A 461-nucleotide genomic window follows, 5' to 3' on the forward strand; every position below is an offset into this window, starting at 1 on the left:
GGCGTGCCGTACATCGTCGTGTTCCTCAACAAAGCGGACATGGTCGATGACGAAGAGCTGCTGGAACTGGTCGAGATGGAAGTGCGCGACCTGCTCTCCACCTACGAATTCCCCGGTGACGACACCCCGATTATCATCGGCTCGGCATTGATGGCGCTAAACGGCCAAGACGACAACGGCATGGGTACCAGCGCCGTGAAAAAACTGGTCGAAACCCTGGATGCCTACATTCCGGAACCGGTTCGCGCGATTGACCAACCCTTCCTGCTGCCGATCGAAGACGTCTTCTCCATCTCCGGACGCGGCACCGTGGTGACCGGTCGTGTTGAGCGCGGCATCATCAAAGTGCAAGAAGAAGTGGAAATCGTCGGCATTCGCCCGACTAGCAAAACCACCTGTACTGGTGTGGAAATGTTCCGCAAACTGCTCGACGAAGGCCGCGCCGGTGAAAACGTCGGCGT

The 461-nt window shown here is 57.9% G+C and carries 1 protein-coding gene; it reads left to right on the forward strand.

Going from position 1 to position 461, the window contains the following annotated elements:
* Window positions 1-461 (forward strand): EF-Tu/IF-2/RF-3 family GTPase (locus AXE65_RS04490; protein WP_239685029.1); only part of this gene is annotated, 461 nt, incomplete at both ends.

The organism is Ventosimonas gracilis, assembly GCF_001580025.1.
GTDB classification, from domain to species: Bacteria; Pseudomonadota; Gammaproteobacteria; order Pseudomonadales; family Pseudomonadaceae; genus Ventosimonas; species Ventosimonas gracilis.